The sequence below is a fragment of the Haloferula rosea genome (assembly GCF_016595525.1).
Taxonomy (GTDB): Bacteria; Verrucomicrobiota; Verrucomicrobiia; order Verrucomicrobiales; family Akkermansiaceae; genus Haloferula; species Haloferula rosea.
Map to the genome: position 1 here is coordinate 1 of NZ_JAENII010000019.1, position 16,040 is coordinate 16,040.

At 59.2% G+C, this 16,040-nt stretch carries 11 protein-coding genes; all 11 read left to right on the forward strand.

The window, feature by feature from the left end:
- On the forward strand, positions 1 to 339 hold a 339-nt coding region (locus JIN81_RS17565), incomplete at its 5' end, for a discoidin domain-containing protein (RefSeq protein WP_200283046.1).
- 61 nt (positions 340 to 400) lie between these two features.
- A complete protein-coding gene (locus JIN81_RS17570; RefSeq protein ID WP_234045325.1) occupies positions 401 to 1,678 on the forward strand; it encodes a sulfatase family protein in 1,278 nt (425 codons plus the stop codon).
- Between the two features lie 154 nt (positions 1,679 to 1,832).
- Positions 1,833 to 2,165, forward strand: coding sequence for an alpha-L-rhamnosidase C-terminal domain-containing protein (locus JIN81_RS17575; protein WP_200283050.1), 333 nt, complete (start codon positions 1,833 to 1,835; stop codon positions 2,163 to 2,165).
- 298 nt (positions 2,166 to 2,463) lie between these two features.
- A complete protein-coding gene (locus tag JIN81_RS17580) occupies positions 2,464 to 3,207 on the forward strand; it encodes a type II secretion system protein (RefSeq protein ID WP_200283052.1) in 744 nt (247 codons plus the stop codon).
- A 61-nt stretch (positions 3,208 to 3,268) separates the two neighbouring features.
- Complete coding sequence (locus JIN81_RS17585) at positions 3,269 to 4,459, forward strand: alginate lyase family protein (RefSeq protein ID WP_234045334.1); 1,191 nt, start codon at positions 3,269 to 3,271, stop codon at positions 4,457 to 4,459.
- Between the two features lie 252 nt (positions 4,460 to 4,711).
- A complete protein-coding gene (locus JIN81_RS17590; protein WP_200283056.1) occupies positions 4,712 to 7,330 on the forward strand; it encodes an alpha-L-rhamnosidase in 2,619 nt (872 codons plus the stop codon).
- Positions 7,331 to 7,429: 99 nt separating this feature from the next.
- Positions 7,430 to 7,651, forward strand: coding sequence for a response regulator transcription factor (locus tag JIN81_RS17595; RefSeq protein WP_234045336.1), 222 nt, complete (start codon positions 7,430 to 7,432; stop codon positions 7,649 to 7,651).
- A gap of 131 nt (positions 7,652 to 7,782) precedes the next feature.
- Positions 7,783 to 9,867, forward strand: coding sequence for a histidine kinase (locus JIN81_RS17600; RefSeq protein ID WP_200283062.1), 2,085 nt, complete (start codon positions 7,783 to 7,785; stop codon positions 9,865 to 9,867).
- Positions 9,864 to 10,511, forward strand: coding sequence for a response regulator (locus JIN81_RS17605; protein ID WP_200283065.1), 648 nt, complete (start codon positions 9,864 to 9,866; stop codon positions 10,509 to 10,511). The genes JIN81_RS17600 and JIN81_RS17605 overlap by 4 nt, the downstream gene beginning before the upstream one ends.
- Positions 10,512 to 10,737: 226 nt before the next feature.
- A complete protein-coding gene (locus JIN81_RS17610) occupies positions 10,738 to 12,666 on the forward strand; it encodes a hypothetical protein (RefSeq protein ID WP_200283068.1) in 1,929 nt (642 codons plus the stop codon).
- Positions 12,667 to 12,772: 106 nt separating this feature from the next.
- The gene (locus JIN81_RS17615) at positions 12,773 to 16,027 is read left to right on the forward strand and encodes a glycoside hydrolase family 9 protein (RefSeq protein WP_200283071.1); all 3,255 of its coding nucleotides are present in this window, start codon (positions 12,773 to 12,775) and stop codon (positions 16,025 to 16,027) included.
- Positions 16,028 to 16,040: the final 13 nt, after the last annotated feature.

The window sequence follows — 16,040 nt, forward strand, 5'->3', positions numbered from 1 at the left end:
ACTGAGAAGATCCCCGGCTTTGAAGCGTTCAAAGCCAACGACGAAGATCCCGCGACCTCATGGCGGGCCGCATCCGCAGACGATCAATGGCTCGAAGCCGCCTGGGTCAAGCCCCGCACCTTCCGCGCCGTAACGATCAGCGAGGTCGGCAATCACATCACCAACTACCGGCTCCAAATATGGAAGGACAACTCGTGGCAGGATCTCCTGACCGGTGATACCTGTGGACCGGAGCGGCATCACTCCTTCGACCCCGTGACCACCAGCAAATGCCGCCTGCTCCTCAGCAGGGCGTCGAAAGCACCTGAGATCTCAGAATTTGTGATCGGCAGGCAATGAATCGATGGCGTTCACGAAAGACCGAAGCCCACGATCTGGCAATCAACCAAACCTCTCAGTTATGCGAATTTTCAATTCTCTGCTTCTTGTCCCATTCCTCTTCAGCACCATGTCTTCGCAGGCCGAGGATGGGAAACCGACCAAGCCAAACGTCATCCTCATCATCTCTGACGACCATGGATTTGCCGACTACAGCTTCATGGGGCACGAAGTCATCAAGACCCCCCACATCGACAAGATGGCAGCGGAGAGCCTGCTCTACACTCGCGGCTACGTGATGCCCGTCTGCTCGCCCTCACTGGCATCACTTCTCACCGGAAAGATGCCAAGCGCGCACGGAATCACCGGAAACGACCTGTCCGACAAACGTTCACCGAAAGGCAACCGCCAGATTCTTGCCAATCGACTCCTCGACAACTCACTGATGCTGCCGAAGGCAATTTCCGAGGCGGGCTATCTGACCTTCCAAACCGGGAAGATCTGGAATGTGACTTACGATGACGTCGGATTCACCCACGGGATGACCGACACCGCGGGCCGCCATGGTGATGCCGGTCTCGCAATCGGACGCAAAGGCATGAAGCCGATCTACGACTTCATCGAAACCGCCCAAGCTGAAGAGAAGCCCTTCTTTATATGGCACGCCCCTTTGATGCCCCACGACCCGCACACTCCACCCAAGAAGATCTTCACAAAATACAAAGGCAAGGGACCAACTCCTGCTGCCGAAAAATACTTCGCGATGGTGGAGTGGTTCGACAATACCTGCGCCGAGCTGGACGATTATCTGGCAAAGAATGACCTCAAGGAAAACACCGTGATCCTTTACCTAGCCGACAACGGCTGGGACGCCAATCTTGGTTACAAAGGAACACGGTCCAAGCTTTCTCCCTACGAGAATGGAATCCGCACCCCGATGTTCGTCCGCTGGCCGGGAAAGGTGGAACCACAACGCGATGACAAGGCCCTCGCCCACATCATCGACTTCCCGACCACCATCCTCGATATCACCGGTGCCAGGAACCCCGGCGACCTCAAGGGCCTCAACCTCATGGATCAGGAGGCGCTGAAAGCGCGTGATAGCATCCACGTGGAAGCCTACACCCACGACATCGCTGACCTCAAGGATCCATCGAAAAGCCTGATTGCAGAGGTCGTCATCGAAGGTTGGTGGAAACTGATCGTTCCGGGTCCCGTGAAACCCGACCGGATGTTTTCCGGAGTTCCCTCGGCCCCTGAACTCTTCAACCTGAAGGACGATCCTTGGGAGAAGAACGACGTTGCCAAGGCGAACCCTGAAATCGTCGCCAGGCTAAAGGCGACTCTATATGCCCCTTAATAGTAACCTCCATACGAGACCGCCCCATCCTCAGGGGCAACAGGAACGCCAAACCGGGTCTGCGCACAACCGCCCAACAAGAGTCGACCCCGCGACAAACACATTTCTATCGTCGGCCAAGCAAGTTCAGATCGTAGGGATGCTCCGCTTCGGCATGCCAACCCAAGACCCAGTCGCCAACCGTATGGCTGTGCTCCTGCATGACACCGACAAACTCAAGTGGGCAAACACAAGGATGGAGTCGCCCTACGGCACCATCCGCAGTGACTGGAAGAACAGCGCCGATCAATTCGAGTGGACCGTCGAAGTCCTTCCGAACTCGAAAGCAACGCTCTACTTCCCCTACAAGGACGGTGAGCAGCTCCGCGAAGGCGGCCAGCCGGTCAATGCCGAGACTCGGATCATCGAGGAAGGCCGCCGACGCTGGCTGGAGATGAAGGTGGGCTCCGGATCTTATCACTTCACACTCAGCGCCAGATCGAACTGATCTCTAAAACCAATCCCTGCAGTGGAGCGGAGCCACTCGCCCCCCAACCCGCCACCCCTGTGGCTGCGCACCTCTGGTCGGAGACGCCGAATGCGGTTCCCCCGGATCTCCTCGCTGCACTCTGAATCCCCCTGTTGATCTCCGTTTCCCCGGCCTTCCCTCGCCAAGTCGGTTTTCACCGCCTTGCTTCGCTATCCCCTCTTTCCGGGACATGACAGATTCCCGGAAGCCGCGTATTTTTCAGATTCATGGTTCGTCTCCCGACGGATCGACCAAAACCCAGACCCAGAAACCTGCCATGAAACCCAGTTCCCGCAGCTCCGCGAAAAGTCACTACAAGCCCGGTTTCACTCTCGTGGAACTCATGGTCACCATCGTCATTGTGATCGCCCTCGCCGCGCTCGTCTTCGTCGCCACCAATCGCGTCAAGGCAGCCAGCGCCCGAGCGGTTTCCGTCGACAATTTGAGGAAACTTCAATTGGCCAACGGGCTCTACGCCAGTGACAACAATTCACGATTCGCCGCCTGCTTCACCAAGAACGAGGACGGTAAGACCGGTGGCCTTTGGGACCGGAACCCAGAGTTCCTCGACTACTTTGTCGGAGTAAGCCAACCCACCGACGGCAACCGCCAAGAAAGCCGGGTGAGCCCCGAGCACCTTGATCAGGTTGCCTACAAGGCGAGAGGCAATGCCTATGATACCCTGAAAGCCAGCTACGGCATGATCTCGAAGGAAAGCTACACCGGTAGCGCCCCGAATACGGATTCTTCTTACCGGCTCTCCGAGTTGACCACACCGTCCAAGACCGCGGCCTTTGTCACCGCAGTCAACTGGTTGGTGCAATACAGCGGACGCAAGGGTTGGAACGGCGTCGAAGGCAAGGTCAACGCTCCACGGATGGCCTATCGCCATCGGAACAAGGCACTGGTCGTCTACTACGACGGACATATCGGAGAAGTCAGCGAAGAAGACATGGCGGCCTTGGACCGCCGCGGCGGCAAGAACAATTGCTTCTGGAATGGCACCAACGGGCAACCGTAACGGATTCCCCGGAAGCACACCTTTGTAGTTCAAGCAGGCCACCTCATGAGCCATGCCTGACATGGCTCACACTCGCCCCCTTACGATCGGGGTGAATGCGGCGGGTGACGGTTTCATCTTCCCGGACCACACGGAGAAACATCCACACGAATGGTGGCGTAGTCTGCACGCCACCATGAATTCTTCCCGAATCGGATTCTCGTCTCTTTCCAGATGCCTGCTGCTATCCATGGCTTGTCAGGAGCTGGGCGCTGCCCCTCTCATCACGGCTGAGGGATCTTCGTTGGCGAAACTGCGTGCCGCCATCGAAACCGGCGACAGCAAGTCGATCCAAGAGAAGGATGACATCGTCAAACAGGCGGATCGTGCGATCCGTCGTGGTCCTCTAACCGTCGTCGACAAAACCCAGACCCCCGCCAGTGGCGACAAGCGGGACTACCTGAGTCTGGGACCCTACTGGTGGCCTGACCCGTCGTCGGAGGACGGCCTTCCATGGATCCGCAAAGACGGGCGAATCAATCCCCTGACACGGGGAGAGCATGTGGACTTCAACAGGAAGGATCAGCTCTTTGCTTCGATGAGGGCTCTGAGCCAGGCCGCCTACCTGACCGGGGAGCCAAAATACGGCGTCGCCGGTGTGCAATTCCTCGAGCGCTGGTTCGTCGATGCGGAGACGCGCATGAACCCGAACCTCAACCACGCTCAGGGCATCCCCGGTCGCAACCATGGCCGACCTGCCGGAGTCATCGAGTGGTGCGGCATCGAACAGCTTCTCTCGGCCATCCGCATCCTTCGGGAACTGGGCTATCTCAACGAAGACACGAACCAGGCCCTCGACAAGTGGTTCAGTGACTACGCGGACTGGCTCCAGACCAGCGAGATCGGACGAGCCGAGCAACGGGCAAAGAACAACCATGGCACGTGGTATGATGTGCAACTGGTCGGCATCCTTCTCTTTCTCGGCCGCGAAGACGAGGCAAGCCAGGTCATTGATGTCACCAGCCGCAAACGCATCGGAAGCCAGATCGAACCGGACGGCAGGCAGCCCCACGAACTCTCCCGCACCAAGAGCCTGTCCTACAGCAAGATGAATCTCAAAGCCTTCATGCGGCTCTGCGCTTACGGGAAGAAACTCGGGATCGACCTCGAGAACCATGAAACCGCGGATGGGCGAAGCGTCCGCAAGGCAGCGGAGTTTCTGAAGCCATACACCCAAGGCTCGAAGCCTTGGCCCTATCAACAGATCAAGTAGGAGGCGAAGCGTCGCGAAGGCGAGCCATTCGATGACAGATCCCCCACCCCCATATCCCGACTCACCCTTGCTACAAGATACGATTCCTGAAAGGGTTGTCCGCGGTGGGAGCGCTCCTCTGGATCCTCCTGAATCAGGGTTTCCGGCGATTGCTTCTGATGCTCGATGAGAGCGGTTCCTCCCTGTGAATCCCCCAGCGATCCACGCACCCCGAAGTTCCTTTCCACACCCCTTCCATCTTCCGAAAAATCGATGAACCTCCCGACGAAACTGGCCCTCGTAGCCACACTCACCAGCAGCATGACCACGGCCGCCGAACCCGCCCATGATCTGACGGTTGGAGAAGGATTTTCGAACCCCATCGGCTTCCACGACTCCACTCCTTCCTTTTCCTGGAAACTTCCTCAGGGAGTGACGAAACAGACTGGCTACCGGATCGAGGTTCGTGATGACGAAGTCATTTGGGACAGCGGCTGGGTCGAGTCCGACCAATCCGTCTTTGTTCCGTATGAAGGCACACCCTTCTCATCCGGTCAGTCGGTCACCTGGCGGGTGGACTACAAGGATCAGAATGCCGAACCCTCCGGATGGAGTGCCCCCGCTTCCCTGGAAATCGGACTGTTGTCGAACGATGACTGGAAAGCAGCGTGGATTCGACCAACAGAAGACGTCCCGCGACTTGAAGCAACCTCCCTGCTGCGCCGCCCCTTCCGGATCAAGGGCGAGGTCAAGCGCGCGCGAGTTCACGCCACTGCCCGCGGGTTGTTCAAACTCCATCTGAACGGCAAGCAGATCGGAGAGGATGCCTTTGCGCCAGGCTGGACGTCCTACAAGAATCGGATCGATGCACTCACCTACGACATCACCTCCTCGCTCCAAAAGGGAGACAACGTGATAGGCGCCATACTCGGCACCGGCTGGTATGCCGGCAAAATCGGATTCCGAGGTGAGCAGAACCGCTACGGCAGCCAGCCCGAACTCCTGCTCCAACTCCAGATCGACTACACTGACGGATCATCCGAAACCCTCATCTCGGACGATCAGTGGCGCTCGATTTTCGACGGACCCATCCGTTCTTCCAGCATCTACAACGGGGAAGACTACGACGCATCCAAGGAAATCTCCGGTTGGAGCACGGCTGGGTTCGATGACTCCAACTGGAAAAACGTCCAAGCCAACCACGAGCTGGGTACCGCGAGGCTCACGCCGAAACCGTTCGCTCCCGTGCGGGTGACCGAGGAACTTCCCACCCAGGCCGTCACCGAACCGGCAACCGGCCGATTCGTCTTCGATCTCGGGCAGAACATGGTCGGCTACCCCGAAGTGAACATCCCCGTGGAAGCGGGTCGGAAGGTCACCATGCGCTTCGCCGAAATGCTGAATGCGGACGGGACGATGTATACCGACAACTACCGCAAGGCCAAATCCACGAACTACTACACCCCGGCGAAAAGCGGAACCATCACATGGAAGCCAACCTTCACCTTCCATGGCTTCCGCTACGTCGAGCTCTCCGGACTCCCGGATGGCGTGAAACCACAGAAGGACTGGGTAAAGGGACTGGTGCTTCGCACCGACATCCCCCAGATCGGTCGATTCACTTCGCCCCACACCAAGCTGAACCAACTGCAATCCAACATCACGTGGGGACAGCGCGGAAACTTCCTCGATATCCCCACCGACTGTCCTCAACGGGACGAACGCATGGGTTGGACCGGTGACGCCCAGACGTTCTGCTCAACCTCGATGTTCAACTTCGATTCCCATGCCTTCTGGAAGAGCTGGTTGGGATCGATGCGCGACGACCAACTGCCCTCAGGAAAAATCCCCTGCGTGATCCCCGACGTCTTCGCTGGTCCCGACAGCCCGGGCTGGATGGATGCGGCCACCATCGTCCCATGGAATGCCTACGTGCGGACCGGCGATACCGAGCTCCTGGCCGACAACTTCGAGATGATGGAGAGGCTCGTGGTGTTCTATCGAAAGAAGGCGAGGAACCACCGGATCCCGAAGATCAGCGCCTTTGGTGACTGGCTCCAGCCTTACGCGAAAAACAACAAGGGGGATACCCCATTCGATTTACTCGGCACTGCCTCCTACGCCTACAGCACCCGGATCCTCAGCGACTCAGCCGAGGTGCTGGGCAAGCCGGCCAAAGCGGCGAAATATCAGGCTGAAGCCGATGCCGTGAAGAAGGCATTCGTTTCCCACTACTTCGATGCCGAAGGGAAGCTGAAGAACGTGCCGGAAACCCAAACGGCCTACACCCTCGCACTCGAGTTCGACCTTCTCCCCGCGAAGCTCCGGGCCAAGGCAGCAGCAAATCTCGTCAGGCTGATCAAGGAAGCGGACGGCCATCTGCGCACCGGATTCCTTGGCACCCCCTACATCGCCCGGGTGCTTGATGAGGCCGGCTACAGCAAGGTGGCATTCGAACTCCTGTTCAAGGAAACCTACCCGTCCTGGTTCTACTCGATCAACCAGGGTGCCACCACCATGTGGGAACGCTGGAACAGCTACACGAAGAAGGATGGCTTCCACCCGGAAGGAATGAACTCCTTCAATCACTATGCCTACGGTGCCATCGGCGAGTGGATGTATGAACGGGTCGCCGGACTGGCACCCGATCCAGAGAATCCCGGCTACAAGCACTTCTTCGTCCGGCCCCTCCCCGGTGGCCCCCTATCCTCGGCGGGTGCCAGTCTGGAAACGGCCTACGGCCTGGCATCCAGCCAATGGACACTGAAAGAGGGTTCGCTCGAGATGGAAGTCATCGTCCCTCCAAACACGACCGCCACCATCCAGTTCCCGAACGATCGCCAGAGCGAAACCGTCGCCGCTGGAACCCACCGATTCACCCTGAAACCCTGAATCCCCGGGATGCGGACCGGCTCCCGGAACTGCCCGGGGTCCTGTTGGAGTCGACCCCATCCATGAATGGCTCAGTCACGCCGACGACGCAAAGCCATCATGAACGACCCGACCACCACGCTTGCCATCATCGAATACGATCTCACCCCCCGGGAAACCGAAATTCTTGAGCAACTGGTCAAAGGATCGCTCTACAAGGAAATCGCATCCGACCTCGGGATCGGCGTCGAAAACGTTCGCACCCACCTGCGCAACATCTACGCCAAGCTCCACGTCCGTACCCGGACCGAGGCCGTGGTCAAATACCTGGGTGGACCTTGAAGGCATTCATCATCCTTCGAAATGCGGAAGAGTGGCTTAAAGACCTCGATAGGCCCCCAACGAAGGGAGGTGGTTCCCATTTGCCAGCTGTGAACTTGCCCCGGACAGGTCGCATGGCCCAGCATCGACCCATGCGAAGGTCGATCCGCCCAGTTCGCGGAGTGAGCCTGGTCCTCTGCCTCCTTGCCATTCTTCCCCGCATTCAGGCGCAATCACTGGCGGATCGGTTCTCTCCGGAACTCAAGGAGATCCGTTCCCAGATCGAGAAGATCGAGGACAGGCTCCGCCAGCTGCCGGATATCCCGATGGAAGATCTGGGTGGTGACGGCGCCTACGGCAGGCTGTTCGGCAACCCGGAACTGGGTGGAAATCCTTCCGTGGATTTCACCATCCGCTTCGAGTGGCCCGCACCGGCCGCCATCGACCTGCTCGCCCTCGTTCCTGCACGCAAATTCACCGCTGCCGGACTCGACCCTGAATACGGGTTCCCGGACGACTTTTCGGTTTCCCTCATCCGCCCGGACAACGGGGAGCGAACGCTTGTCGGTCAAGTCACGAACAGCAGTTCGAGCCCGGTCCACCGGGGACACCCCTATGTCTTTGAACTGGACGAACCCGTGCTCGCCGAAGGGGTGGAACTCCGAGTCACCCGACTGCGGGCTTCCGACGCCACCACCACCGATCACCTCAACTTCGCGCTGGCCGAGTTCTTCTGCTTCTCCGGCGAGAGGAACGTGATGGAGGATGCCACAATCTCGTTCAGCTACGATCAAACCAGTACTTCGTCCCCCTACTGGATTCCCTCCTTCATGATCGACGGCAATACCCCGCTTGGATTGCCGGAACTGCCTGCTCCCGATGGCCAAGGTTGGCCGGACATCGGCTGGATTTCCCACTCGCATATCGAGGAAGACTCCAAGGTCTCCCTCACCATCGACTTGGGACGCAAGGAAGTCATCAACGGCCTGAGAATGTTCCCTGCACGGCGCCCCTCCCTGGCCGATTTCCCGGGATTTGGCATCCCGAAGCAGTTCCGGGTCGAGACCAACCTGCCACCCCCGCCCCGGACCTTCACCCCTGTCTTCACCTTCGATCAGAAGGACCTCATCAATCCAGGCAGCAATCCTGTCACCGTCCGTTTCCCACCGGTCGAGGCACGCTTCGTGCGTCTGCAGGCCACGAAACTGTGGAAAGCCTTCGATCACTATCCCGCCTTCCTCTCCTTCAGTGAAGTGCAGGTTTTGATGGACGAACAAGTCCTTTCAGAGGGAGCCAGTGTCCGCACGGTCGAACTGAAGGATCCCGTCGAGGCTCAGGGCAAAAAATTCTGGAGCCCGGCCGCCCTGACCGACCGTCACGGACCGACGGGTGAGCTGGTATCCCGACCAGAATGGCTGAGGCTCCTGAACGAGCGACTGACACTCGAGGAGGAACGTCACGCTCTAGGTCTGAGGATCGAATCGATCACCCGGCAGTGGTCACGCAATGCCTTTTTGGCCTTTGGCATCCTCGGGGCCACGGGGATTCTGGTCGCGATCATCCTTCCCTTCCGCTACCGTCGACTTGAGCGGAAGCGCATCCGGACGATCCGCGACCGGATCGCAGGCGACCTTCACGACGATGTCGGCAGCAACCTCGGGAGCATCCAACTGCTCTCCGAGATGGCTCGCAGCAAACCCGACAGCCATGAGGAACTCACCCTGATCGGCCAAGTCGCCGCAGAGACGGTCACCTCGGTGCGCGACATCGTATGGCTGCTGCGGCCAAGGCATGGCTACCGGGCATCCACGATCAATCACCTACGGGATTCCGCTTCCATCCTTCTCGAGTCCATCGAATGGGAGTTCGAGGCTGACCTCGAGGATTTTGCCCTCAACGATGAGGACGGTCGCCACCTGGTTCTCTTCTTTCGAGAAGCACTCCACAACATGGTCCGACACGCAAAGGCGGACCGGGCTTCCATCGACATCCACCGGAAGGGGCCGGAAATTCATCTTGTCATTCGCGACGATGGGCGCGGTATTCCACCCGAGATTCTTGATCGTCCCGAAACCCTTCGGGCACTCAAGCAGCGGGCCGCTCGGCTCGACGCAATGCTGGAGATCGACTCGAAACCCGGACGGGGAACCACGCTTCATCTGACCTTCACGCCCAAGCCGCTCAGCCTTACCAAGTCGCCACGATACCCGTTCTCACGCCACTCCGACCCAGCATGAACCCCCAACGCATCATCCTGATCGAAGATCATACGATCTACCGGGAAACGGTCTCCAAGACACTCAACAACCATCCTGACTACGAGTGCGTGGCCCAATTCTCCAACATGGAGGATGCTCTGGAAGCGCTCGATGCCGGCGTCACTTCGGACATCATCCTCCTCGACCTCGGCCTCCCCGCGATGGGTGGCATCGAGGGGATCGGCGCCCTGCGTGAGAAACTTCCTGAAGCCAAGGTCATCATCCTGACGGCATTCACGGACCGCGAAAAGGTGTTCGCCGCTCTGGAGGCCGGAGCCCACGGATATCTGGTGAAAGCCGGCTCACCCGTGCGGCTCCTGCAAACGCTTGCCGAAGTGATCATGGGAGGAACCCCCCTCGATCCCCAGATCGCAGGGATGGTGCTCAAGACCTTCCAGAAGCTCAGCCCCATCGCCGAAGAGGACAAGCTCGCTCCCCGCGAGAAGGAAATCCTGCAGCTCGTCGCCAGAGGCATGACCAAGCAGCAGGTCGCCGAGGAACTGGAAATCAGCCCGCACTCGGTCTCTGGCTACCTCAGGCGGGCATTCGACAAACTGCACGTTCACAGCCTCCCCGCCGCCGTCAGCGCCGCCATCCGCAGAGGCCTCCTCGACCTGTCCTGATCGACCGGAAAGGGCCGGCAACTCGCGCTTTCTCATCGTTTCCACCAGTAGAAATCCGGGCCTTCCCGACCGCCAAGCCGCCCGCTGGTCACCCCCATGACACACGAATGTGTCTCATGACAAGTTCGCCAACCCAGCACAACTTTTTCAAGAAACGTTCCCTGCAGCTTCGTAGAGATCCTACTGAGCCTTCCCCAGAAGCAACGAACCCAAACCAAACCCAACGATGAAACTCAAGCAATCGAACCTGGCGACCCTACTGGCGTTGGGATTCCTAACCACCACGGTGTCGGCTCAAACATTCATTTACGAGGAAGAGTTCGACGGAACCGGCAACGGCTACAATCCAGACTCCATGACCGCGCTCGCTGGGGACGATGACTGGGTCGATTTCGCCAACCGGATCGGCAACAATTTCAGCGGCAACGAGGGATACTTCACTGCCGCCGGAGGCACGGAATCCGTAATCACCGGGGGCGCCACCAGCAATGACCCCCAAGTGCGGACTGACTTTGCGGTTGGAATCAACAAGAGCGAAGTTGGTCGTGTCGAACTGCGGGTGCGGATCGACAAGGATCAGGACTCGGATTACGACGCCGCCGATGCGCTTGTCGCCGCCGACGTTTCCCTGTTCTGGGGAACCAACACCTACGTCAATCCGGGCGCTGCCAATGGCAACCCCAACGTCAGCATCAACTTCGGGAATGCAGACGAAGTCGTGGCAGAAGCTGATGGCTGGCATCGGTTCATCTGGACTGACAAGGGCGGTCTGTCGGGTGGAGGTGCCGGAACCACACAGGTGAACTCATTCCGGCTCGATCCCGTCAACGGCAACAACGGGGCCTCCTTTGAAGTCGACTACCTGAAAATCGAGGAGTCCACCCTGATCCAGGTCGACCCGGTCGATCCCGTGGGTCCGGAGTTCACCCTGCGTCAGGAATGGAACTGGAATACCGACGGTGACCAAGAGGGCTGGACCGCTGGGGCAAACGGCCACTTCACGATCTCGGGTGTCTCGGGTGGCTTGCTCAGTGGGGTGAGCAGCGACGGAGACCCTCAGATCATTTCGCCCTCCTTTGAAGTACTCGATGTCGAATCGGGCCGCTTTGTGATCGAGGTCGGCCTGGTGGTTGACGTCGCCGACACCTCGTCGAAGCGTCTCTTCTGGGGGCTGAACGGTGCGGGGCCTGTCGGTGGTCAGGCACTTAGTTTCCCTCCTCTGCCAACGGATGGACTGCTTCACGTCGTTCGCTTGAATCTGGACGACTTGATCAACGACAGGATCACCAGCCTTCGTTTCGATCCAAGCACGACATCGGGTATTACGACCAACGTCGACTTCATCCGCATCTACTCCGAAGGTCCTGAGATTCCATTCATCCCGCCTCCGGTGGCAGAACTCGATCCTGCCCCTCTGGGCCCCGAGTTTATCCTCCAGCAGGAGTGGCTTTGGGATACCGAGGACGACTTTGAGGGCTGGACCCTCACCAATCTCTTCTTCGCGGACCCCAATGATGCAGACACCGGTGTTTTCGACAGCAGCATCTTCGCCGAATCCGTCGGCACCGACCCACAACTCCAGTCGCCAAATGTGAACATCAACGCCCCAGCCAGTGGCCAGTTCGTCGTCGAAATCGAATACGCGACCGACTTCAGCCCAGCTACCGCGGGCCAGCTCTTCTGGGCGGATGCCAGCGGAGGACCGGGAGTCGCACGCTCGATCACCACCCCGTCGGTTCCCAATGACGGTGCCAGCCATACCGTCCGTGTCACCTTCACCGACAACATCGACACCGTCCTCAACTTCCTCCGTTTCGACCCAACCAATGCCGACGCCATCTACTTCGGGATCGATGCCGTCCGCATCTACACCAACGGTCCTCCACTGAGTTCGGATGCGCCAAAGATCGCCTCCTTCACCTACGATTCGTCGACGGGAGACGCGGAAGCCGTTCTCGTCGGCAATCCGACGACCGTCTATACCTTCGTGAGTGCTGCAGACCTTGACTTCTCGGCCTCCTCGCCAATCACTCTGACAGGTGCTACCGTAGGCACCCTCTCCGGTGGCGGTGTTGAAACGGATGGGAGCGGGAATGCCACCGTCCAGTTCAACCTCGGAACCGGCCCAGCCAACTTCCTCCGAGCCGAGGACTAGATTCTGACCGCACAGGGCAGAGCCCATTCCATCACTCGACACCTCACTCCATACGGTCCGGTGATTCCTCGTGAATCACCGGGCCTTTCCTTTCCCCCGACACAGCATGAACCAGTGCATCGCCATCTCCCTACTAGGCTTCCCACTCCTCGGATCCCCCTTGGTCGCTCAGACGGTCAGCGTCACGCTCGATGAAAGCTACGGGGACTCCTACAAGGCGACCGCAACGGTCACCAACGATACGACCGAGACCTTTGATTCATGGCTGGCCCACCTGCAACTCCAAGGCACGATCCGAAGCTTGTGGCGCGGGTTCATTCAGGATGAAGAAAGCACGGCAGCATCCTTCCAATACGGGATTTCGAACGAAAGCTACAACGGACGGCTTCAGCCGGGTGAATCGACGACGTTCGGCTTCATCGTGGACGCCGACGACGGGGCCTCCCTCCCACTCACCGGCACGGTCTCACCGGGTTGGACGCCGACGGACGATCCACAGCTCCAAGTCGCAGACATCACCGTCGTCGAAGGCGATGGCGATGGCACCATGGCGGTCTTCACCATCTCTCTTTTCCCACCGGTCGACGATGCGACGGTCTCGGTCTCATATGCCACACAGGCCGGCACCGCCACTGCAGCCAGTGACTTCATCGATTCGAGTGGCAGCGTGGACTTCGCCCCGGGGATCACATCCCGCACCGTGTCAATCGAAGTGGTCGGAGACGATCTCGAAGAAGGAGAAGAGTTCTTCACTCTGGACCTCGCCGACGCGATCCAAGCCACGATTTCTCGCGCCACAGGGAGGGCGACCATCGTGGACGACGATGGTGACACCAACCTGCCCGGGAAACCACAAACCGGGGCGTTCAACTATGCCGAGGCATTGCAAAAATCCATGTGGTTCTACGATGCCCAGCGCTCCGGCACCCTGCCGGAGGACTTCCGCATTCCATGGCGGGGCTCTTCGGCCACGGGTGACGGAAGCGATGTGGGATTGGATCTATCGGGAGGCTTCTATGACGCCGGGGACCATGTGAAGTTTGGTCTCCCACTGGCATTCTCGATGACGATGCTCGCGTGGGGCTCGGTGGAGTTTCCCCAGGCCTACGTGGAGACCGGACAGGACGATGAACTCCGCAGCACGCTCCGCTGGGCAAGCGACTACCTGATGCGATGTCACGTCCGTCATGAGGATGGCACCACCGTCGCCTTCTACGGCCAGGTCGGAGATGGGAATGTGGACCACGCCGTCTGGGCACCTGCCGAGACCATGACCATGGCACGTCCATCGTTCAAGATCGATGCCGACAACCCGGGTAGCGATCTGGCCGCCGAGACCGCTGCTTCCCTGGCAGCCAGCTCGATCGTTCTCGCTGCCGAGGATCCGGCCTATGCCGCCACGCTCTTGGATCACGCGGTGGCTCTCTACCAATTCGCGGATGCCCATCGCGGCAAATACAGCGACTCCATCCCGAACGCGGCCGCATTCTACAACTCATGGAGTGGCTACCAGGACGAACTCGTCTGGGGGGCCATCTGGCTGTTCCGGGCAACCAACGACCCGGCCTGGCTGCAGAAGGCACAGACGGAATACGCCAATCTTCCCGGAGACGGGAACGGAGCGAAGTCCTTCAATTGGGGTCTATCCTGGGACGACAAGGCCTACGGATGCTACGTGCTGATGGCATGCCTCGACGGCTCGGCGAACTACGTCGCTGATGTGGAACGCTGGCTCGACTTCTGGGGCGATGGATTCAACGGCCAACGCATCAACTACACCCCCGGAGGACTCGCCCACCTCGACCAATGGGGCTCCCTTCGATACGCCGCGAATACCGCCTTCTGCGCGCTGGTTTATGCGGATCACGTAGGTGAAGATGGCGACGGCTATGCGACTTTCGCCCGCAACCAGATCAACTACGCCCTGGGCAGTAATCCACAGAATCGCAGCTATGTGTGTGGATTCGGAAACAACCCGCCGGTCAATCCGCACCATCGCAATTCCCATGGGTCGACCACCGGTAGTATTTCCCAACCCACGCAGAACGAACACATTCTCTATGGTGCACTCGTTGGTGGTCCGGATGCCAATGACGGCTACACCGACGACCGGACGAACTTTACCACGAATGAGGTCGCCCTCGACTTCAACGCCGGATTCACCGGAGCACTCGCAGGCCTCTATCAGGAATTCGGAGGCTACGCGCTGACCGACTTCGGTTCAACCGATCTCCTCTACGTCACCGTGGATGACTTCCCTTCGGGACCGCACACCGACAGCACATGGAAGGACCTCTGGCCTGGGACCAAATGGGCCAATGGACCCGATGAGGGCCGGCTCTCCGTCGATGACCAGATCTCCTTCGACGGCAAGGGCAAATCCATCCGCTGCCTATACCCCCAAGGAGGGAAGCAGTCTGGAAACAGCGGTGCACAATGGTTCGCCGACTTGAACGGCGAATACGAAGACCTCTACATGAGCTACTGGGTCCGCTTCGACGAAGACTTCGACTTCGTCCTGGGAGGCAAACTCCCCGGGTTGGGCGGCGCGGTCTCCTTCGAAGACCGGACACACGAATGGTCGGGTCGCTTGATGTGGCGCGAGGACGGTAAGGCCGAGTTCTACGTGCACGTCCCGTCCGAGAACAACTACGACCCCGGTGACCGCTTCTGGTGGAATACCGAAGGTTTCCAGGCAACCTTCATTCCCGGGCGATGGCACCACATCGAGCTGCGCATGAAGATGAATACCCCCGGCGAATTCGATGGCCTGATGGAAGGCTGGTTCGATGGAGTGAAGGCTGCGAGCTATCCCAACTTCTACTTCCGCGACGCCCCCACTCAGAACGCGAGCATCGCTTGGGTGTTCTTCAGCACCTTCTTCGGAGGAAGCAGCAGCAGCATCTGGGAAGCGAGGAAGGACGAGCATGCGTGGTTCGATGAGTTCACGGTCTCCAGAACCCGCATCGGCTATCCGGGGATGCCCTTGGATGTGGACTCGGACAAGCTGCCGAACGTTTGGGAGGCCCAGTTCTTCGAGAATGAAACAGCCGCCTCCGCCATCACCGACGATGATGGTGACTCCTTCAGCAACTATGACGAATACATCGCCGGCACGGATCCACTGGATGCCGCCGATCGATTCCGCATCGAGTGGGAGGCCGCTACCACCGGCACCAGCCCCACCCTCCGGACCGATGGACATTCGGGCAGAAGATACATTCTTGAGCGGAGTCGCAACCTGACCCAGTGGACCACCGATTCAGCGACCGAAATCCTCACGGACGACCAAGCCGTCGAGTTCCAACCAACCCGCGAGAACGTCACCGATTTCTTCAGAATCCGGGTCGAGCTCCCTTGAGACACCTACCATC

What these genes read in the sequence shown, in the direction of transcription:
- JIN81_RS17570 (WP_234045325.1), top strand. Translation starts at nt 401, where the DNA reads ATGCGAATTTTCAATTCTCTGCTTCTTGTCCCATTCCTCTTCAGCACC.
- JIN81_RS17575 (WP_200283050.1), top strand. Translation starts at nt 1,833, where the DNA reads ATGCCAACCCAAGACCCAGTCGCCAACCGTATGGCTGTGCTCCTGCAT.
- JIN81_RS17580 (WP_200283052.1), top strand. Translation starts at nt 2,464, where the DNA reads ATGAAACCCAGTTCCCGCAGCTCCGCGAAAAGTCACTACAAGCCCGGT.
- JIN81_RS17585 (WP_234045334.1), top strand. Translation starts at nt 3,269, where the DNA reads ATGGCTCACACTCGCCCCCTTACGATCGGGGTGAATGCGGCGGGTGAC.
- JIN81_RS17590 (WP_200283056.1), top strand. Translation starts at nt 4,712, where the DNA reads ATGAACCTCCCGACGAAACTGGCCCTCGTAGCCACACTCACCAGCAGC.
- JIN81_RS17595 (WP_234045336.1), top strand. Translation starts at nt 7,430, where the DNA reads ATGAACGACCCGACCACCACGCTTGCCATCATCGAATACGATCTCACC.
- JIN81_RS17600 (WP_200283062.1), top strand. Translation starts at nt 7,783, where the DNA reads ATGCGAAGGTCGATCCGCCCAGTTCGCGGAGTGAGCCTGGTCCTCTGC.
- JIN81_RS17605 (WP_200283065.1), top strand. Translation starts at nt 9,864, where the DNA reads ATGAACCCCCAACGCATCATCCTGATCGAAGATCATACGATCTACCGG.
- JIN81_RS17610 (WP_200283068.1), top strand. Translation starts at nt 10,738, where the DNA reads ATGAAACTCAAGCAATCGAACCTGGCGACCCTACTGGCGTTGGGATTC.
- JIN81_RS17615 (WP_200283071.1), top strand. Translation starts at nt 12,773, where the DNA reads ATGAACCAGTGCATCGCCATCTCCCTACTAGGCTTCCCACTCCTCGGA.